At 57.6% G+C, this 16,117-nt stretch carries 16 protein-coding genes and 1 other annotated feature; of the genes, 6 read left to right on the top strand and 10 right to left on the bottom strand.

What is annotated here, in order from left to right:
* Positions 1-111 precede the first annotated feature (111 nt).
* The 3 genes from ACOI7Z_RS15180 to satP all read left to right on the top strand — a co-directional run bounded on the left by ACOI7Z_RS15180 (position 112) and on the right by satP (position 1,949).
* Positions 112-516, top strand: a complete 405-nt coding sequence (locus ACOI7Z_RS15180) for a DUF2541 family protein (protein WP_023291916.1) — start codon at positions 112-114, stop codon at positions 514-516.
* Between the two features lie 28 nt (positions 517-544).
* Complete coding sequence (gene msyB / locus ACOI7Z_RS15175; protein ID WP_086075190.1) at positions 545-1,294, top strand: acidic protein MsyB; 750 nt, start codon at positions 545-547, stop codon at positions 1,292-1,294.
* Positions 1,295-1,382: 88 nt separating this feature from the next.
* Entirely contained in the window at positions 1,383-1,949 is a 567-nt protein-coding gene (gene satP / locus ACOI7Z_RS15170; protein ID WP_044525313.1) for an acetate uptake transporter, read from the top strand.
* A gap of 55 nt (positions 1,950-2,004) precedes the next feature.
* On the opposite strand, the gene ACOI7Z_RS15165 is transcribed toward satP, so the two are convergent.
* From ACOI7Z_RS15165 to tal, 3 genes are all read right to left on the bottom strand, one after another.
* Positions 2,005-3,306, bottom strand: a complete 1,302-nt coding sequence (locus ACOI7Z_RS15165) for an MFS transporter (protein WP_023291913.1) — start codon at positions 3,304-3,306, stop codon at positions 2,005-2,007.
* Between the two features lie 119 nt (positions 3,307-3,425).
* Positions 3,426-4,013 (bottom strand): molybdopterin adenylyltransferase, encoded by a 588-nt coding sequence (gene mog / locus ACOI7Z_RS15160; protein ID WP_004204229.1) that lies wholly within the window; start codon positions 4,011-4,013, stop codon positions 3,426-3,428.
* Positions 4,014-4,112: 99 nt separating this feature from the next.
* Entirely contained in the window at positions 4,113-5,066 is a 954-nt protein-coding gene (gene tal, locus ACOI7Z_RS15155; RefSeq protein ID WP_004204228.1) for a transaldolase, read from the bottom strand.
* Positions 5,067-5,268: 202 nt separating this feature from the next.
* Here tal and ACOI7Z_RS15150 point away from each other — a divergent pair, with 202 nt between their 5' ends.
* Positions 5,269-6,699, top strand: a complete 1,431-nt coding sequence (locus ACOI7Z_RS15150; protein ID WP_086075188.1) for an alanine/glycine:cation symporter family protein — start codon at positions 5,269-5,271, stop codon at positions 6,697-6,699.
* 77 nt (positions 6,700-6,776) lie between these two features.
* The gene (gene yaaA, locus ACOI7Z_RS15145; RefSeq protein WP_087848860.1) at positions 6,777-7,550 is read left to right on the top strand and encodes a peroxide stress protein YaaA; all 774 of its coding nucleotides are present in this window, start codon (positions 6,777-6,779) and stop codon (positions 7,548-7,550) included.
* 49 nt (positions 7,551-7,599) lie between these two features.
* On the opposite strand, the gene thrC is transcribed toward yaaA, so the two are convergent.
* The 6 genes from thrC to yjjY all read right to left on the bottom strand — a co-directional run bounded on the left by thrC (position 7,600) and on the right by yjjY (position 13,862).
* Positions 7,600-8,880: a threonine synthase gene (gene thrC / locus ACOI7Z_RS15140; protein WP_087848859.1), complete on the bottom strand. Its 1,281-nt coding sequence runs from the start codon at positions 8,878-8,880 to the stop codon at positions 7,600-7,602.
* Between the two features lie 3 nt (positions 8,881-8,883).
* Positions 8,884-9,813, bottom strand: a complete 930-nt coding sequence (gene thrB / locus ACOI7Z_RS15135) for a homoserine kinase (RefSeq protein ID WP_087848858.1) — start codon at positions 9,811-9,813, stop codon at positions 8,884-8,886.
* Between the two features lies 1 nt (position 9,814).
* A complete protein-coding gene (gene thrA, locus ACOI7Z_RS15130) occupies positions 9,815-12,277 on the bottom strand; it encodes a bifunctional aspartate kinase/homoserine dehydrogenase I (RefSeq protein WP_044525310.1) in 2,463 nt (820 codons plus the stop codon).
* A 25-nt stretch (positions 12,278-12,302) separates the two neighbouring features.
* Positions 12,303-12,420, bottom strand: a sequence feature (Thr leader region).
* Complete coding sequence (thrL, locus tag ACOI7Z_RS15125) at positions 12,359-12,427, bottom strand: thr operon leader peptide (RefSeq protein WP_004222578.1); 69 nt, start codon at positions 12,425-12,427, stop codon at positions 12,359-12,361. (Overlaps the previous feature by 62 nt.)
* A gap of 211 nt (positions 12,428-12,638) precedes the next feature.
* The gene (locus ACOI7Z_RS15120) at positions 12,639-13,325 is read right to left on the bottom strand and encodes a tRNA/rRNA methyltransferase (protein WP_087848857.1); all 687 of its coding nucleotides are present in this window, start codon (positions 13,323-13,325) and stop codon (positions 12,639-12,641) included.
* 396 nt (positions 13,326-13,721) lie between these two features.
* On the bottom strand, positions 13,722-13,862 hold the full coding sequence (gene yjjY, locus ACOI7Z_RS15115; RefSeq protein ID WP_004146984.1) for a protein YjjY: 141 nt from the start codon (positions 13,860-13,862) through the stop codon (positions 13,722-13,724).
* Positions 13,863-13,957: 95 nt separating this feature from the next.
* Here yjjY and arcA point away from each other — a divergent pair, with 95 nt between their 5' ends.
* On the top strand, positions 13,958-14,674 hold the full coding sequence (arcA, locus tag ACOI7Z_RS15110) for a two-component system response regulator ArcA (RefSeq protein WP_002887843.1): 717 nt from the start codon (positions 13,958-13,960) through the stop codon (positions 14,672-14,674).
* A 63-nt stretch (positions 14,675-14,737) separates the two neighbouring features.
* Here arcA and creD read toward each other — a convergent pair whose 3' ends face one another.
* Positions 14,738-16,096 carry a cell envelope integrity protein CreD gene (creD, locus tag ACOI7Z_RS15105; RefSeq protein WP_170927821.1) on the bottom strand — a complete coding sequence of 453 codons (1,359 nt, stop codon included), beginning with the start codon at positions 16,094-16,096 and terminating at the stop codon, positions 14,738-14,740.
* Between the last annotated feature and the right edge of the window lie 21 nt (positions 16,097-16,117).

The following is a 16,117-nucleotide window of genomic DNA, read 5'->3' as shown; positions in this document are numbered from 1 at the left end:
ATATATTCATAATATCATTGACATAAAACGCAATACTTGTGCGCTAAAAGCCCCGTTTTCGCAGTGATAAGATCCCCGCCCTCGCACTTTACTTATTCAGGGGACAGATTAATGAAATCACTATTCCGGCTTTCAGCGGGGCTTATCCTTAGCGTGTCAGTTATCACCTCGGCGGCCGCCAACGACCATAAGATCCTCGGCGTGATAGCCATGCCGCGCAATGAGACCAACGATCTGACGCTGAAGCTTCCCGTCTGCCGGGTGGTCAAACGTATTCAGCTCAGCGCCGAACGCGGCGATATTCAGCTCTCCGGAGCAACGGTCTACTTTAAGGCCAGCCACGGCGCCAGCCACACCCTGAACGTGCCCGCCGGGATCAAAGAGGGCCACACCACCGGCTGGATCTCCCTCAACAGCGATAACGACAACAAGCGCTGTGTGAAAAAAATCGCCTTCTCCGGCCACACGGTCAACTCCTCAGATATGGCCTCACTGAAAATTATCGGCGACGACTAACGTCGTCCCCTGCCCGAGAGAAAACGTTATGCATATTAACTATCTGGATGATGACGATCTCGCCTTTCTGCCTGAGTGCAGCGAGGCGCATCTGGAAGCGTTTACCCGTATTCTGACCCACGGGGAAAATGGCAAACCCCGTCTCTCCAGTACGCTGCTGCGCAACGAGACCTTTCTGTCTATGGAGGGCCACCCGGAGCGCTATCGCCGCAACTGGCAGTTGATCGCCGGCGAGCTACAGCATTTCGGCGGCGACAGCATCGCCAATACGCTGCGCCGCCATGGCAAATTTTATCGCGCCATCCTGCTGGATGTGTGTAAAAGGCTAAAGGCGAAGGTCGATAAACAGATGACGACGCCGCAGATCGAGCAACAGTTGTTGACGCATTTTCTGCAGCACAGCTGGAATAAGCTGGATGAGGAACAAAAAACGCAGTTTCTCGCCGCGGTGGAGTGCCGGAGTCATGAGCTGGAAAGCCTGCTGCCCCATCTGTTGAGGCGCCGCAAGCTGAGTGAAGGCGTTGCCCTGCTACTGGATGAGCGGTTAACCGCCATCCTGTGCACGCACGCCGCCGTGAGCGTCATCGGCCATGGCCTGGTACGCGGCGCCGGGCTGGGGGGACCGCTTGGCGCCGCGCTGAACAGCGTGAAAGCGGTAAGCGGCAGCGCTTATCGGGTCACCATCCCCGCGGTTCTGCATATTGCCTGTTTACGACAAATGCTCCACTCGTCGTCGGGCGCAACTGAAATTGGTGAAAAATACCCCGCCAGATCATAGACAGCCTTTCCGCGCCTCATTATTATGCCGCGCCCCGCCGCCAAGTCGCGGGGTAATGCTTCCCTTTTAATGATAATTTTGAGGAATTATGGGCAACACTAAGTTGGCTAATCCGGCACCGCTGGGCCTTATGGGCTTCGGCATGACCACTATTCTGCTAAACCTGGCGAATAGCGGCCTGTTCGCATTCGATGTAGCTATCCTGGCGATGGGCATTTTTTACGGCGGCATTGCGCAAATTTTTGCCGGCCTGCTGGAATACAAAAAAGGCAACACCTTTGGCTTGACCGCTTTTACCTCCTACGGCAGCTTCTGGCTGACGCTGGTTGCTATTCTCCTGATGCCGAAAATGGGCCTGGCTGATGCGCCGAACGCGCACTTCCTCGGCATGTATCTCGGCCTGTGGGGTATTTTTACGTTGTTCATGTTCTTCGGTACGCTGAAAGCCGCACGCATGCTGCAGTTCGTGTTCCTGAGCCTGACGGTGCTGTTTGCGCTGCTGGCGATTGGTCATCTGCTGGATAACGAAGGCATCGTGAAAGTTGCTGGCTGGGTCGGCCTGGTTTGCGGCGCCAGCGCCATTTACCTGGCGATGGGCGAAGTGCTGAACGAGCAGTTCGGCCGCACCGTGCTGCCGATCGGCGAACCGCGTTAATCTTCCGCCGCCGCCCTGTGACAGGGCGGCGGCTGGTCATCATCGGCAAACCTGCTTAGCGCTGCAGCTCCCCTTCCGGCAACCTCGCCGCCGTCAGCCCCTGACGCAGCCAGATACCTAATCCCAGCCCCATCAGCGACAAGGCCAGCACATACCAGGCCGGGGCCATCGGCGACACCCCCATCAGCATCGTGACGGCAATTGGCGTCAGGCCGCCAAAAATCGCGTACGACAGATTGTAGGAAAAGGAGATGCCGGTGAAGCGCACTTCCGCCGGGAAGGCCCGCACCATAACATAAGGCACCGCCCCCACCACGCCCACACAGAGTCCCACCGTGCCGTAGAGCAGAAACAGCCGCTGCGGGCTGGCGCCAGACAGGTGGTAAAACGCCCAGCTGGCAACCGCCAGCAGCAGGCTGCCGACGATAAAGGTGCGGCTGGCGCCGAAGCGGTCCGCCGCCAGCCCGGCGAGCAGACAGCCGATGCACAACATAATCGTGGCAATGCTGTTGGCCTGCAGGGTTATCGCCGGGGCGAAGCCATAGTGTTTCTGCAGCCAGACCGGCGACATCAGGATCACCACCACCACGCCTGCCGACAGCAGCCAGGTCAGCAGCATAGAGACCGCCACCGCCTTCTGGTGCTTGAGGACCACCGCTTTTACCGGCAGCTCCTGCGCCAGCGCTTTGCGCTGCTGCATCTCAAGAAAAATCGGCGTCTCCTGCAGCCAGCGGCGCAGATACATCGCCACCAGACCAAATACGCCTCCCAGCAGGAAGGGGATCCGCCAGCCGCCGTCGTGGATCCCCTGCGGCGTCAGGCTGGTGTTGATAAGCGTCGCTACCACCGATCCCAGCAGGATGCCTACGGTCAGGCCGGCCGTCAGCGTGCCGCAGGCGATACCAATGCGTTTTTCCGGAACATGCTCGGCGACAAACACCCAGGCGCCAGGCACCTCGCCGCCGATCGCCGCCCCCTGCAGAATACGCATCAACAGCAACAGCAGCGGCGCGACGATGCCCACCGAGCTGTAGGTCGGCAGCAGACCAATCGCCAGGGTCGGCAGCGCCATCAGCAGGATGCTGAGGGTAAACATTTTCTTGCGGCCTACCAGATCGCCAAAATGGGCCATGATGATCCCCCCCAGCGGACGCGCCAGGTAACCGGCGGCGAAAATGCCAAAGGTCTGTACCTGGCGAAGCCATTCCGGAATATCCGCGGGGAAGAAGAGCTCGCCGACGACGGCGGCGAAGAAAACGAAGATGATAAAGTCATAAAACTCCAGCGCGCCGCCAAGGGCGGCCAGCGTCAGCGTTTTATAATCCTGGCGGTTGAGCGGTCGGTTTGCATATGACATAACGCGATTTCATCCTGAGGCGTGCAGCGTATTTTATAGTGTGTAAAGTAAACAGCACTATATCGTAAATAAAACGGCACACCATCAGCGATGCATGTTATGTCACAAATGCATCAAATTCAGGATAAAGTTTCGCGTCGGGCACTTTTGGGACGAAATGCTTCTACCACACGGCCATCGGTTTCCACATAAGGCCCCTCCAGCAACTGTACACAATAAGGTACACTTGCGAAAATACCGTGCACCAGCACGTTGCCGTCAGCATCTTTCACCCCTTCCAGGGTCTCCTGAATCGCTTTCGGTTGTCCGGGAAGATTGAGGATCAGCGCCTGCTTGCGGATCACCCCGACCTGCCGGGAAAGGATCGCCGTCGGCACAAAGTGTAGGCTAACCTGGCGCATTTGCTCGCCGAAGCCCGGCATCTCGCGATCGGCAATCGCCAGCGTGGCGTCGGGCGTCACATCGCGACGCGCCGGGCCGGTGCCGCCGGTGGTCAGCACCAGATGGCACCCCATCTCGTCAACCAGTTCGCACAGCGTTTGCTCAATAATGACCTGCTCATCCGGGATCAGGCGAGTCTGCAGTTCAAAAGGGGTGGTAAGGGCACGCGCCAGCCACTCTTCCAGTGCCGGGATGCCTTTGTCCTGATAGACGCCGCTGGAGGCGCGATCGGAAATGGAAACTAAGCCGATTCGTAAGGTATTCATGGTTATTCCGTTCAAACTGTGGCGTTAAACGAAATGATACACTGCTGCTGGCGGGACAGACAGTGTAATGTGGCCGACGGGCGTCGGCCACCTGCGGGATTACAGCAGTTCGCCGATCATTTTTTCCAGTTTTTCCTGGTCGATCGCAAACTTACGGATACCTTCCGCCAGTTTGTCTACCGCCATCGGATCCTGGTTATGCTGCCACAGGAACTCAGATTCGGTAATACGCTCCGGACGCGCTTTCACTTCACCGGTATACACCAGTTTACGCTCAACGGCGCCTTCGCTTTCGGACAGCTCTTTCAGCAGCGCCGGGGCGATGGTCAGGCGGTCACAGCCAGCCAGTTCCAGAATTTCGCCAACGTTACGGAAGCTGGCGCCCATCACCACGGTTTCATAACCGTGCTGCTTGTAGTACTCGTAGATTTCGCTGACGGAAACCACGCCCGGATCTTCTGCCGGCGCGTACTCTTTCTTATCGGTATTGGCTTTGTACCAGTCGAGGATACGGCCAACGAACGGCGAAATCAGGAAGACGCCCGCTTCGGCGCAAGCGCGAGCCTGAGCGAAGGAGAACAGCAGCGTCAGGTTGCAGTTGATGCCCTCTTTTTCCAGCTGTTCAGCGGCGCGAATGCCCTGCCAGGTGGAAGCCAGCTTGATCAGAATACGATCGTTGCTGATGCCCGCGTCGTTATACAGCTTGATGATGCGCTTGGCTTTAGCGATAGACGCTTCGGTGTCGTAGGAGAGACGCGCATCCACTTCGGTGGAGATACGGCCCGGGATCAGTTTCAGGATTTCGAGACCGATGTTCACCGCCAGCTTGTCGGAAGCATCGAGGATCTGCTGCGCGCGATCGCTGCTCTGGCTACGAGCCCAGGCCACAGCGTCGTCAATCAGCTTACGGTACTCAGGGATCTGAGCCGCGCCGAGGATCAGGGAAGGGTTGGTGGTGGCATCCTGAGGCTGATACAGCTTCATTGCCGCAATATCTCCGGTGTCAGCGACGACAGTGGTGTACTGACGCAGAGAAGTTAATTTATCCGTCATGATATATTTCTCTTAAACAGCAGTTAAGGGGATGTAACCGGTCTGCCCAGATGATAACACGCTGCCGGGTCAGCGCAACCGCCGACGAGAGAAGAGCGCAGAGTGTGATAAACTATGCAGATTAATTTGCTGAAAGCGCAAGGATTGTCACTTAATTGGTAACGCTTACACTGGCGTGCCGGCATGGACAAGAGGATGTTTAATGCCTGATTTTCTCTCATTTATCAATGAAATACTCTGGGGCTCAGTGATGATTTATCTGCTACTGGGCGCCGGTATCTGGTTTAGCTGGCAAACCCGGGGTATTCAGTTCCGTTACGTGCGCAAATTTGGCCGCAGCCTGAAAAAAAGCCTGCACCCGCAGCCGGGCGGTTTAACCTCCTTTCAGGCGCTCTGTACCAGCCTTGCTGCGCGAGTCGGCAGCGGCAATCTTGCCGGCGTCACGCTGGCTATCGCCGCCGGCGGGCCCGGAGCCGTATTCTGGATGTGGGTCTCCGCCCTGCTCGGCATGGCCAGCAGCTTCGCCGAATGTTCCCTTGCCCAGCTGTATAAAGAGCGCGATAGCCGCGGGCAGTTTCGCGGCGGTCCGGCCTGGTATATGGCGCGCGGGCTCGGCATGCGCTGGATGGGCGTTCTGTTTTCGATCCTCCTGCTGCTGGCCTATGGCTTTATCTTCAATACCGTACAGGCCAACTCCGTGGCCCATGCCCTGCGCTATGCGTTCGATCTGCCGGCGGCAGTCAGCGGCGGCGTGCTGGCCGTTGTCGTTCTGCTGGCCATCCTCCGTGGTTTACGCGGTGTGGCGCGCCTGATGCAGTGGATCGTCCCCATCATGGCGCTGCTGTGGATCGCCACCAGCCTGCTTATCGGCCTGTGGCATATCACCGCCCTGCCGACGATTTTCGCCACCATCTTTCGCTGCGCCTTCGGCTGGCAGGAAGCCGCCGCCGGCGCGGTGGGCTACACCATCAGCCAGGCGCTGACCAGCGGCTTTCAGCGCGGCATGTTCTCCAATGAAGCCGGAATGGGCTCTTCGCCTAACGCCGCCGCAGCCGCCGCCTCCTGGCCGCCGCACCCGGCGGCGCAGGGTATCGTGCAGATGATTGGCGTGTTTATCGATACCATCGTCATCTGTACCGCCAGCGCGATTATCGTCATGCTGGCGCCCCACCCCGACAATGAGTATACGCTCAACGGCATCCAGGCCCTGCAGCACGCGATGAGCATGCTGGTCGGGGGCTGGGGGGCGGGTTTTATCGCTTTCATCGTGCTGTTGTTCGCCTTTAGCTCTATCGTCGCCAACTACCTGTACGCGGAAAATAATCTGGTCTTTCTGCGTCTGGATAAGCCGCGCTATATCTGGGCGCTGCGGATACTTACCGTCCTGATGGTACTGCTGGGAACCCTGGTTAGCCTGCCGGTCGTCTGGCAGAGCGCGGATATCATTATGGCGCTGATGGCGATGACCAACCTGACGGCCATCCTGCTGCTCTCCCCGACGGTGCGGATTATCGCCAGTGATTATCTGCGTCAGCGCCAACTGGGCATTCAGCCTACTTTCGATGCGTCGCGCTATCCTGAGATTCACCAACAGCTGGCCCCGGGCGCGTGGAATGAACTGCCGCGCGAATAGCGCGGCAATCGCAGCTATCGATCCCACCATGCACTTTTTTTGTTAAAATTCGTCGAAATTACCTGCAAGGACTGGATATGCTGATTCTGATTTCACCTGCTAAAACGCTCGATTATCAAAGCCCGATGGCAACGACTCGCTATACCCAGCCCGAACTCCTCGAGTATTCTCAACAGCTTATCAGCATCGCCCGTCAGCTGACCGCGCCGCAAATCGGCAAGCTGATGAGCATCAGCGACAAGCTGGCGGATCTGAACGCCACCCGTTTCCACGACTGGCACCCTGACTTTACGCCGCAAAATGCCCGCCAGGCGATCCTCGCCTTTAAGGGCGATGTCTACACCGGCCTGCAGGCAGAGACGCTCACCGAGGACGACTTTGACTTCGCCCAGCGACACCTGCGCATGCTCTCCGGCCTGTATGGCGTGCTGCGTCCGCTGGACCTGATGCAGCCCTACCGCCTGGAGATGGGGATCCGTCTGGAAAACCCCCGCGGCAAAGATCTGTACCAGTTCTGGGGCGAGACCATTACCGAGAAGCTGAATCAGGCGCTGCAGGCTCAGGGCGACGATATCGTCATCAACCTGGCTTCCGATGAATATTTTAAATCGGTGAAAACGCAAAAATTGCAGGGCCAGCTGATCAAGCCGGTATTCCTCGATGAGAAGAACGGCAAATTCAAAGTGATCAGCTTCTATGCCAAGAAGGCCCGTGGCCTGATGAGTCGCTACATTATTGAAAACCGCTTAACCCAGCCGGAACAGCTGAAATCCTTTAATAGCGAAGGCTATTTCTTTGATGCGGAGGCGTCGGAGAAAGGCGAACTGGTGTTTAAACGCCACGAGCAGTAAGTAAACGGTCCCCCTACGGCGATCGACGCAACAGGGGGACGGTAAGGATTTAGCCCATCATCAGCTTACGCAGCGCGGCGAAATCCGCCGGCAGGTTGTGAGACAGCAGCGGCAGGTCGGCGCGCTCGGCCAGCTCTTTCGGCAGCGGCAGGGTCTCCTGCAGGATCTCCTCCACGCTCTCTTTGAACTTCGCCGGATGGGCGGTGCCGAGGAACAGACCGTACTCTCCCGGCTGCAGCTGATCGCGCAGCGCGCGCCAGGCAATCGCCGCGTGCGGCTCAGAAATGTAGCCGATGGCCTTCAGCTCGCGCATTGCCGCTTTGGTGGTCTCATCATCGACCGCGGCATAGCCCAGCTCGCTGAGACGCCAGATTTTACGACGGAACAGCTCTTCGACACGCGGCCAGTTGTTCGGCTGGCTGACGTCCATGGCGTTGGACAGCGTCGCCTGGGTGGCTTTTGGCGCCCACTCGCCGCCCTGCAGATAGCGCGGAACGGTGTCGTTGGCATTGGTGGCAGCGATAAAGCGTTTGATCGGCAGACCCAGCGACTTCGCCAGCAGACCGGCGGTCAGATCGCCGAAGTTGCCGCTCGGCACGGAAATCACCAGCTGATTGCGGGCTTCCTGCGGCAGCTGCGCCGCCGCTTCGAAGTAGTAGCAGATCTGCGCCAGCAGGCGGCTGATGTTAATGGAGTTAGCCGAGTTGAGCCCCAGCGTCGCCTTCAGTTCTTCATCGTCAAACGCCTGCTTCACCAGCGCCTGGCAGGCGTCGAAGTCGCCGTCAATCGCCACGGTTTCAATGTTGCCGCCGAGAGTACAGAACAGCTTCTCCTGCAGCGGGCTGATCTTGCCGCGCGGGTAGAGGATCACTACCTTAACGTTCGGCAGTCCGTAGAAAGCATGCGCCACCGCCGCCCCGGTATCGCCAGAGGTCGCCGTGAGGATGGTGACCGGCTTATCGCCCGCGATGTGGGTCAGCATCTGCGCCATAAAGCGGCCGCCGAAATCCTTGAACGCCAGCGTGGGGCCATGGAACAGCTCCAGACAGCCGACATCCTCCTGAACCTTGCTCACCGGCGCCGGAAACGCAAACGCCGCGCGGACCCGCTGCTGCAGGACATCCTGCGGGATCTCATCGCCGATAAAGGCGGATAAAATTTTGGCGCTGCGGGTGACAAAATCCTGCGCCAGCATGTCGTCGATTTCAGTCAGGCTGAATTCCGGCAGATCGTGCGGAAAGAACAGGCCCTGATGCTTGCCAAGTCCCTGGGTAACGGCCTGCGCAAAGCTGACCTGCTCATTGTGATCTTTTAAGTTATACAGTTTCATTGGTTATCCCACTACGCGTGCGCCCGCCGTGTCCAGCCGGCAAATATGAACAAAGCCTTCCTGATTCTGCAGATAGTGCGCGCCAAGCCAGTCGGCGACGCGCTGTGCGGTGTCCGGCTTATCGCACAACGCGAACAGCGTTGGGCCAGAGCCGGAGATGCCGCAAGCCTGGGCGCCCATCTCCATGGCCGCCTGACGCGCTTCGCTAAAGCCCGGCAGCAGTTTGGTTCGGTACGGTTCGGCAATCACATCTTTCATCAATTTTGCCGCCAGCTGCGGCTGGCGGGTGTAGCAGGCGTGAATAAAGCCCGCGAGGTGGCGACCATGAGCGATACAATCCTGACGGCGGTACTGCGCCGGCAGAATCGCCCGCGCTTCGGCGGTAGATACTTTAATCCCCGGATAGGCCAGCACCCACAGCCACTCATCAAACCCGGGCACCTGCTGGCTGATAATCCCGTTCTCTTCGATCATCAATTGCATGCCGCCAAGATAGCACGGCGCCACGTTGTCGTAGTGAATGCTGCCGGAGATACGCCCTTCCATCTCCCCCATCAGCGCCAGCATGCGCGTCTCGTTCAGCGGCTTACCGCAAAACTCGTTCATCGCCACCAGCGCGGCAACCACCGAGCAGGCGCTGGAGCCCAGCCCGGAGCCAATCGGCATGTTTTTTTCCAGGGTCATCGCCACCGGCACCGTTTTACCGATCTCCCGGCAAAAGCTTTCCCAGCACTGGTAAACAATGTTCTCCTGCGGCGCCGCCGGCAGTTTGCTGGCGAAGCGTCCCAGATTCTGCAGGCTGAATTGCTCCGCCGCTTCGACAGTGACGTTGTCGCCAAGCAGCGTGCCATCGACCGGCGTGACCGCCGCGCCCAACACATCAAACCCGACGCTCATATTGGCACTGGAAGCCGGGGCATATACTTTGACCATCTTAAACTCCTAACTTCCAGGAAAGGGTGCGCAGCAGGTCGGCGAAAACACCGGCCGCCGTGACGTCGTTCCCGGCACCATAGCCGCGCAGCACCAGCGGCAATGGCTGATAATAGTGGCTGTAAAAGGCCAGCGCGTTCTCGCCATTTTTGACTTTGAACAGCGGATCGTTGCCGTCAACGGCGGCAATTTTCACCCGGCAGGTACCATCCTCTTCGATGTTACCGACATAGCGCAAGACTTTACCTTCATCGCGCGCCTTAGCGATCCGCGAGGCGAACGCATCATCCAGCGACGGCAGGCGGGCCATAAAGGTCTCAACATCACCGCTGGCGTCGAAGTCCGCCGGCAGCGCCGACTCGACGATAATGTCCGACAGCTCCAGTTCACGTCCAGTCTCACGGGCCAGAATCAGCAGCTTACGCGCGACATCCACCCCGGATAAATCGTCGCGCGGATCCGGCTCGGTATACCCCATCTCACGGGCCATCGCCGTCGCCGCCGAGAAACTCACGCCTTCATCCAGCTTGCCGAAGATAAACGACAGAGAGCCGGAGAGGATCCCGGAGAAATGGCGCAGTTCATCGCCGGCGTTGAGCAGGTTCTGCAGGTTCTCAATCACCGGCAGGCCAGCGCCAACGTTAGTGTCATAGAGGAACTTGCGGCGCGAGCTGCTCGCGGCGTGGCGCAGCTGATGATAATAATCCAGCGAAGAGGTATTGGCCTTTTTATTCGGCGTGACCACATGGAAACCTTCGCGCAGGAAGTCGGCGTACTGATCGGCGACCGCCTGGCTGGAGGTACAGTCGACGATCACCGGATTCAGCAGGTGGTACTCTTTTACCAGGCGGATCAGGCGACCGAGATTAAAGGGTTCTTTCGCCTCCGCCAGCGCCTCACTCCAGTTTTCCAGATTCAGACCATGCACGCTGGTCAGCAGCGCCTGAGAGTTGGCCACGCCGCAAACGCGCAGATCGATATGTTTGCTCTTCAGCCAACTCTGCTGGCGTTTGATTTGCTCCAGCAGCGCGCCGCCGACGCCGCCGACGCCGATGACGAACACTTCGATCACCTGGTCGGTGTTGAACAGCATCTGATGGGTCACGCGCACGCCGGTGGTGGCGTCGTCATTGCTGACCACCACCGAAATGGAGCGCTCGGATGAACCCTGGGCAATCGCCACGATATTGATATTGGCGCGGGCCAGCGCGGCAAAAAACTTTGCCGAGATACCGCGCAGGGTGCGCATTCCGTCGCCCACCACCGAGATAATAGCCAGACGCTCCATAATGGCCAGCGGCTCCAGCAGCCCCTCTTTCAGCTCGAGATAAAACTCATCTTCCATCGCCCGTTTGGCACGCGCGCAGTCGCTCTGCGGCACGCAGAAACTGATGCTGTACTCGGAAGAGGATTGGGTGATCAGCACGACCGAGATGCCGGCGCGGGACATGGTGGCGAAGACGCGGGCCGCCATGCCGACCATGCCTTTCATCCCCGGCCCGGAGACGTTGAACATCGCCATGTTGTTGAGGTTAGAGATGCCTTTGACCGGCAGATCGTCCTCGTCGCGGCTGGCGCCGATGAGCGTTCCCGGCGCCTGCGGGTTGCCGGTATTTTTAATCAGACATGGGATTTGGAACTGGGCGATAGGAGCGATGGTGCGCGGGTGCAGCACTTTCGCGCCAAAGTAGGAGAGCTCCATCGCCTCCTGATAAGACATCGATTTCAGCAGACGCGCATCCGGCACCTGGCGCGGGTCGCAAGTGTACACGCCGTCGACATCGGTCCAGATTTCGCAGCAGTCGGCGCGCAGGCAGGCGGCCAGTACCGCAGCCGAATAGTCGGAGCCGTTGCGCCCCAGCACCACCAGCTCGCCCTTCTCATTGCCGGCGGTAAACCCGGCCATCAGGATCATATGGTCTGCCGGGATCTGGCTGGCGGCGATGCGGCGGGTGGATTCGGCGATATCGACCGTGGATTCCAGATAGTGGCCCACCGCGAGCAGTTTTTCCACCGGGTTAATCACACTGACTTTATGACCACGGGCTTCCAGCAGACCCGCCATGATGGCGATGGAGAGCTTTTCGCCTCGGCAGATCAGCGCGGCATTGACGCTGTCCGGGCACTGACCCAGCAGGCTGATACCGTGCAGGACATGCTTAATCTGAGCAAACTCCTGCTCAACAAAGGCTTTCAGCTGGGCGAGCGGGAAAGCGGGCTGGGCGTCGGCAAGGCCCTGAAGAAGTTCGGTAAAAATGCGTTCAGCGTCGGCAATATTGGGGAGGGCATCCTGGCCGCCAATGGTCTTTTCAATCATCGCTACCAGATGGTTGGTGATCTTCGCCGGGGCAGACAGGACGGTCGCTACCTGCCCCTGCCTGGCATTACTCTCCAGAATATCGGCAACCCGCAGAAACCGTTCCGCATTTGCCACTGATGTACCGCCGAACTTCAACACTCGCATGGTTCTTACCCCTTGATCTCTTGTCAAAAAAAAAGCCCGCACTGTTCAGGTGCGGGCTTTTTTCTGTGTTTCCTGTACGCGTCAGCCCGCACCGTTACCTGTGGTAATGGTGGTGGTGATAATGGTGGTAATCATGCCGATGCGATTCATGGATGTTGTGTACTCTGTATTTTTATCTGTCTGTGTGTCCTGCCTATATTGGTTAAAGTATCTGCCCTCTTAAGTCAATGAATTTCTCAATTAACCTCATTTCAGCGAGCTTACGTATTGCGCCACCCCGACAAGGAAAAACATCCAGATCGGCGGAACATTCCCCGCAAAAACAGCACATACAACCATAATTAAAATATATTACAGAGCTTTATTCTGGAAGGTTTTTTTCAATATCATGCAGCAAACGATGCAACATTGCCGTGTCGCGCTGCTGCAGCAGCCCCATTCGTTGCGACAGCCAGTCGGCCAGTTTGGCATCGTCCTCCACGCCCAGACGCGAAAGCAAGGCCAGGGCGCGCAGGCGCAACGCCTGCAGCTGATGATGGTCTGCCGCGGCGGCGGCGGGCGCCGGTTGTTGCATAAGCGATGCTAATTGATAGCAGTAGACCATCACCGACTGACCGAGGTTTAGCGAAGGATAATCCGCGGCCATCGGCACGCCGGTCAGCACATCGGCCAGGGCCAGCTCCTCATTGGTCAATCCGGCGTCTTCACGGCCAAATACCAGCGCGGTATGGGTCATCCAGTTCGCCTTCTCCTCCAGCAGCGGCAACAGCTGCTGCGGCGTGGCGTAATAGTGAAACCGCGCGCGACTGCGGGCGGTGGTGGCGACGGTAAAATCGACGTCGTGCAGCGCCTCGGCAAGGGTGGAATAGGTGGTGATGCCATCGAGGATGTCGCCTGAGCCGTGCGCCACCCAGCGTGTCGCCGGCGCCAGATGGGCTTCACTGTCCACGATCCGCAGATCGCGAAATCCCATGGTTTTCATCGCCCTGGCGGCGGCGCCGACGTTCTCGGCCCGGGCAGGACCGACTAAAATAATCGTTAAACGCATTGCGGTTTTTTTCTCTCTCTCAGGCGTTGTCGAGGCGCGGAGCCCCGCATTTTACGCGGTGAAAATTTACAAATTTGCAACAAAAATCACTAAAATTGCGTTTTCTTACCCATAAAAAAATCTAAACTGTTCTCAGGAGGCCATGACAAGGAGTATGTTAACAGAACCCATTTATCCATATGATGGGCAATGAAATTTCACCTGACGCATCGTTGCAGGCATTGGATTCACTGTATTTATTAATTTATCCACGCAACTAGTTGAGCCGGGTAAAGATTGTGACTATAAAGAGCATGGCGATGCAATGATTTCACAAGACTGTTAACGTGCTACAATTGAACTTGATATATGTCAACGAAGCGTAGTTTTATTGGGTGTTCGGCCTCTCTTAGCCTGTTATGTTGCTGTTAAAATGGTTAGGATGTCAGCCGTTTTTGACACCGTCGGGTCCAGAGGGAAAGTACCCACGACCAAGCTAATGATGTTGTTGACGTTGATGGAAAGTGCATCAAGAACGCAATTACGTACTTTAGTCATGTTACGCCGCGCATGTTAATTTGCGACATGCAGCAGGCAGGTCAGGGACTTTGGTACTTCCTGTTTCGATTTAGTTGGCAATTTAGGTAGCAAACATGCAGACCCCGCACATTCTTATCGTTGAAGACGAGTTGGTAACACGCAACACGTTAAAAAGTATTTTCGAAGCAGAAGGTTACGATGTATTCGAAGCGACCGATGGCGCGGAAATGCATCAGATCCTGTCTGAAAATGATATCAACCTGGTGATCATGGATATCAACCTGCCGGGTAAAAATGGTCTTCTGCTGGCGCGCGAGCTGCGCGAGCAGGCTGACGTCGCGCTGATGTTCTTAACCGGTCGCGACAACGAAGTGGATAAGATCCTTGGCCTCGAAATCGGCGCTGACGACTATATCACTAAACCGTTTAACCCGCGTGAACTGACTATCCGCGCGCGCAACCTGCTCTCCCGTACCATGAACCTCGGTACCGTGAGCGAAGAGCGTCGCAGCGTTGAAAGCTACAAGTTCAACGGCTGGGAACTCGATATCAACAGCCGTTCCCTGGTCAGCCCGAACGGCGAACAGTACAAGCTGCCGCGCAGTGAATTCCGCGCGATGCTGCACTTCTGCGAAAACCCGGGCAAAATTCAGTCTCGTGCCGAGCTGCTGAAGAAAATGACCGGTCGCGAGCTGAAGCCGCATGACCGTACCGTTGACGTGACCATTCGTCGGATTCGTAAACACTTCGAATCCACTCCGGATACCCCGGAAATCATCGCTACCATTCACGGTGAAGGTTACCGTTTCTGTGGCGATCTGCAGGAATAATGCGATTTATTCCGCAGCCATGATGTGAAAACGGCGCCCCGAGGGCGCCGTTTTTTTATGCCATCACTCTTTCCAGAGGCGCAGTTTGTCGTCATCGGCAGACGGAGGCGGAGGCACACTGCCTTTCGGTAACGATAACGCATACCAGTCCACTCGCCGGGTCAAAAACATCAGGCTGCTTAGCGCCAGCACCAGCACCCCGGTACCCAACAGCAGCGCGCTGTCCTCGGAATGCAGCAGAAACCACATCACCCCGTCCAGCAGCAGCAGCGCCGCGACAAACAGCAGGCTGTTACGCCATCCCCTGAGCACCGCCTGGAGGTAGATCCCGTTCATCACCGCGCCGGACAGGCTGGCGGCCAGCCAGGCGGCGGTAAAGCCAATGTGCTCCGAAAGCGCCAGCAGCACCAGGTAAAACAGCACCAGCGATAAGCCCACCAGCAAATATTGCATCGGATGCAGGGAGCGATGGGTCAGGCTTTCGAAAGCGAAAAAGGCCATAAACGTCAGCCCGATTAACAGGATGGCATATTTTGTCGCCCGGTCGGTTAGCTGGTACTGGTCGGCAAGCGACATGACATCGGCACTGAACGCCGGCAGGCGCGACCACGGGATCTCCATATCATCCTTGAAATAGCTGCCCATATCGTTGGCGAACCAGCTGCTTTGCCAGTGGGCGCGATAGCCGGCAGTATTCACTTCGCGTTTCGTTGGCAGGAAGCTGCCGAGAAAGCCGGGATGCGGCCAGTTACTGGTCAGCTGCAGCTCGCTGTTGCGCCCGAGCGGCGCCAGTGAAAATGCGCCCGTCCCGTTCAGATCGAGCGAAAAAGCGATCTCAAGCGGCTTGTTGTCCTCCGCCAGCGCAGGCATCGGCATATGGATGCCCGCCCCATCGCCGCTGATCCCCAGCCCAGGCTCCACGCTTAATAGGCTGCCGTTAACCTCCGGGGCATGAATGGCGCCAATGCCGCGGGCATCGCCGACGCTCACCACCAGCCGCGGCTGGCCCAGGGAGATATTCGTTTTTCGCAATGACGCCAGACGCAGCGGATCGAAGGAGGCCTTGATCTGCAGGGCGTTATGCCAGACCTGTCCGCTGTAGATGCCCACCCTTCTCGACTCCACGGTCTGTTTGCCGGTGACCGCCAGCGACTCCGGCAGCCAGTAGTACTCCCAGCTCCGCTGATATTCGACCTCTTTTTGGTTCTCCCTGCGGGTCAGCGTCTCGGTTACCGGAATAGCGATCAGCGGCCCGGCGAGTTTTTGCGAGCCGCTGGTGCTCTGTTCAATGGCATCCACAACCTCGCTGCGATAATCAGCCCGCTCATTGATGAGCTCCCTGACTATCATCAAAGGCAGAGATAACAGCACAATACAGCCTATTAACGTGGTAATTTTCCAGAATAACGGTGATTTCAACATAGCTTTCTCCCTATCGTAATG

Source organism: Klebsiella sp. C283 (genome assembly GCF_048822555.1).
Classification (GTDB): Bacteria; Pseudomonadota; Gammaproteobacteria; order Enterobacterales; family Enterobacteriaceae; genus Klebsiella; species Klebsiella quasipneumoniae.
This window is presented reverse-complemented; position numbering and strand designations above follow the sequence as displayed.